This is a genomic window from Streptomyces sp. MZ04 (genome assembly GCF_004684775.1).
Taxonomy (GTDB): domain Bacteria; phylum Actinomycetota; class Actinomycetes; order Streptomycetales; family Streptomycetaceae; genus Streptomyces.
Genome location: NZ_SRIC01000505.1, coordinates 1 through 2,621, shown reverse-complemented (window position 1 = coordinate 2,621; position 2,621 = coordinate 1). Strand labels below are relative to the sequence as shown.

General features: G+C 69.8%; 4 protein-coding genes and 1 pseudogene. 2 read left to right on the top strand and 3 right to left on the bottom strand.

All coding sequences use genetic code 11. From position 1 onward, the window contains the following. A partial coding sequence (locus E2651_RS42535) for a helicase C-terminal domain-containing protein (RefSeq protein ID WP_209446389.1) occupies window positions 1-889 on the top strand: 889 nt, incomplete at its 5' end. A 13-nt stretch (window positions 890-902) separates the two neighbouring features. Here the strand turns inward: E2651_RS42535 and E2651_RS42530 are convergent. The 3 genes from E2651_RS42530 to E2651_RS42520 are packed head-to-tail and all read right to left on the bottom strand — an operon-like array spanning window position 903 to window position 2,113. After that, on the bottom strand, window positions 903-1,082 hold the full coding sequence (locus tag E2651_RS42530) for a DUF397 domain-containing protein (protein ID WP_135336617.1): 180 nt from the start codon (window positions 1,080-1,082) through the stop codon (window positions 903-905). Next, window positions 1,079-1,258 carry a DUF397 domain-containing protein gene (locus E2651_RS42525; RefSeq protein WP_135336616.1) on the bottom strand — a complete coding sequence of 60 codons (180 nt, stop codon included), beginning with the start codon at window positions 1,256-1,258 and terminating at the stop codon, window positions 1,079-1,081. The genes E2651_RS42530 and E2651_RS42525 overlap by 4 nt, the downstream gene beginning before the upstream one ends. A 3-nt stretch (window positions 1,259-1,261) precedes the next feature. Beyond that, entirely contained in the window at window positions 1,262-2,113 is an 852-nt protein-coding gene (locus E2651_RS42520; RefSeq protein ID WP_135336615.1) for a helix-turn-helix transcriptional regulator, read from the bottom strand. 245 nt (window positions 2,114-2,358) lie between these two features. On the opposite strand from E2651_RS42520, the pseudogene E2651_RS42515 reads away from it, so the two are divergent. After that, window positions 2,359-2,621, top strand: a pseudogene (locus E2651_RS42515) (ATP-binding protein); the annotation flags it as partial.

Below are 2,621 nucleotides of genomic sequence, written 5' to 3'. Positions count from 1 at the left end.
CCCCGAGCCCCTCGACCACGTGCTCCTCCAGGCGGACCTCACCGCGGTGGCCCCCGGCCCGCTGGAGCGCCCGCTCGCGGAGACGCTCGCCGTACTCGCGGACGTCGAGTCGAAGGGCGGGGCGACGGTGTACCGCTTCACGCCCGGCTCTGTGCGCCGCGCGCTCGACGCGGGCAAGTCCGCGTCCGACCTGCACGCCTTCCTGGCCGCGCACTCGCGCACACCGGTGCCGCAGCCGCTGACCTACCTCATCGACGACGTGGCCCGTAAGCACGGGCATCTGCGGATCGGCGCCGCATCGGCATACGTACGCTGCGACGACGAGGCGCTGCTCAACGAGATCCTCGCCGACAAACGCTCCCAGGGCCTGCGCCTGCGCCGCCTCGCCCCCACCGTGCTCGCCGCGCAGGCCGACCCCGGCGCGCTCCTCGAAGGGCTGCGCTCGATGGGCTTCGCGCCCGCCGCGGAGAGCGCCGAGGGCGACGTACTGATCCACCGCGCGCACGCCCACCGCACCCCGCCGCGCACCGCCCCCGAGCCCGTCCACGACGGCCCGCCGCTGCCGGACGACACCATGATCGGCGCCGCGGTACGCGCCATCCGGGCGGGCGACCTGGCCTCGACGACGCCGCGCAAGGACACCCCGGAGACGGCAGGCGCCCTCCCCCGCACGACGGCGGCGGAGACCCTCGCCACGATGCAGGCGGCCGTCCTGACCGGCGAGGCGGTCTGGATCGGCTACGTGAACGCGGAGGGTTCGGCCAGCCAGCGCGTGATCGCCCCGATCCGCGTGGAGGGCGGCTTCGTCACGGCGTACGACCACACGGCGGACGAGGTCAGGACGTATCCGTTGCATCGGGTGACGGGGGTGGCGGAGCTTGCCGAGTGACGTCGGGACTCCGTCAGCGGCGGTCGGCCCTGAGCCGGCGGAGGAGGGCGGTGAGGCTTGCGGGGGCGGGGGATATCACCTGGGCCGGGGCGTCGCTTTCGCGGAGCAGCAACTTGTCGTTGGCCCAGCCCAGCTCTACGCACTCATTGCCATCCGCACCACCGGAGTACGTCGACTTCTGCCACTGGATCATGGCCGGGCCGTTCGTATCTGTTGCAGCAGGGCGGCGAGGCCACTGCGGGTGAGGGCTAGCACCTGGGTGGGGTCATCGCTTTCGCGGAGCAGCAACTTGTCGTCGTGTGAGGCAAGTTCCACGCACGAAGCCCCGTCCGAACCGCTGGAGAAGGATGACTTCTGCCACTGGATCACGTCTCACAGCTCCTTGGAGAGGCGGTGGATGAAGTCCCGCGACTGGGCGGGTTCGAGTGATGCCGACTCCACTCTACGGAAGAGTGTTCGCATCGCCTGGAGCTGCGCCGCCGCATCCACGAACGCCGACCCGGATGGGGTGTCCTTCTGCACGGTGTCCAGTGCGGTTACGCGTCCACCTGCGTAGAGCAGCGCGGCGCTCGCTCCGGCGAACCCGTCGACGTCGAAGGGGATCACGCGCACGGTGACTCCTGGTCGTTCCGACTGTCGCAGAACCTCGTCGAGTTGAGCCCTGGCCACGCTCCGGTCCGCGACCCGCGTACGCAGCACAGACTCGTGCAGCACCGCCGCGTAAGGGGCTTCACCGCCCTTGGCGAGGACCTCCTTACGGTGCATGCGGTGGGCAACCCTGGGTTCGAGTTCGCTCGGCGGGAGTTCTGATCCCCAGTACGAGAAGACCGCACGGGCGTAGTCCTCGGTCTGCAGAGGGCCGGTGACATGCGTGGTGCCGATCTCCTGGATGAAGGTGGCGTGATGCTCCAGCTCCGCCAGGTCCAGGAAGGAGGGCGGCAGCACACCCCGGTACTCGCTCCACCACCCCGGCGTGCGATCTTCCGCCATCTCCGCCAGCGCTCCGATCAGCCCGACGTCCGTGCAGGCGAAATGAGCCGCCAATCGGCGAACGCGTTCCGCTGTGATCCCCGCGTTTCCCGCCTCGAACTGGCTCATCTGGGCCGGACTGACACCCAGCAAGCCCGCCGCGTCCCCGGAGGACAGGCCTGCGGCCTCGCGCAGCTTGCGCAATTCGGCGCCGAGACGGACCTGTCGAACCGTCGGCTGAACCCTCGGCGCCATGCGACTCACTTCCTCAACAACACATAGTTCAGACCGGGTTGAGCACCCCATCCGGGTGCCAGATTACGTGAACGAGTTGCGGACGGTAAATTTTTACCGCTACCTTCAGTGACGCGACGCACACGCTGCGAAACCCGGGAATCCCGGAAGCGCACCACCCGGCCACGCCATGGCGGGGTCGACACTGCCACCGCCCGCCCTTCGCCGCGCACTCCACTTCCACCCGCGAACAACGGAGTTCACGCATGCCCGAAGCCGGAGATCTCAGCGCACACCCGCCCGCCCCGTGGACGTACACCCTCTCCATCCCCAACGACCCCCGCGCCGTCACGATCTGCCGCCGCACCCTCCGCCTGGTCCTCACCCTGCACGGCCTCCCCCACCTCACCGAGGCCGCCGAACTCGTCGCCACCGAGCTGGTCGCAAACGCCGTGCAGCACACCAAGGGACCGGCGGCCATAAGGCTCCGCTGGTCCGCCCCGACCCTCCGCATCGGCGTCTGGGACAC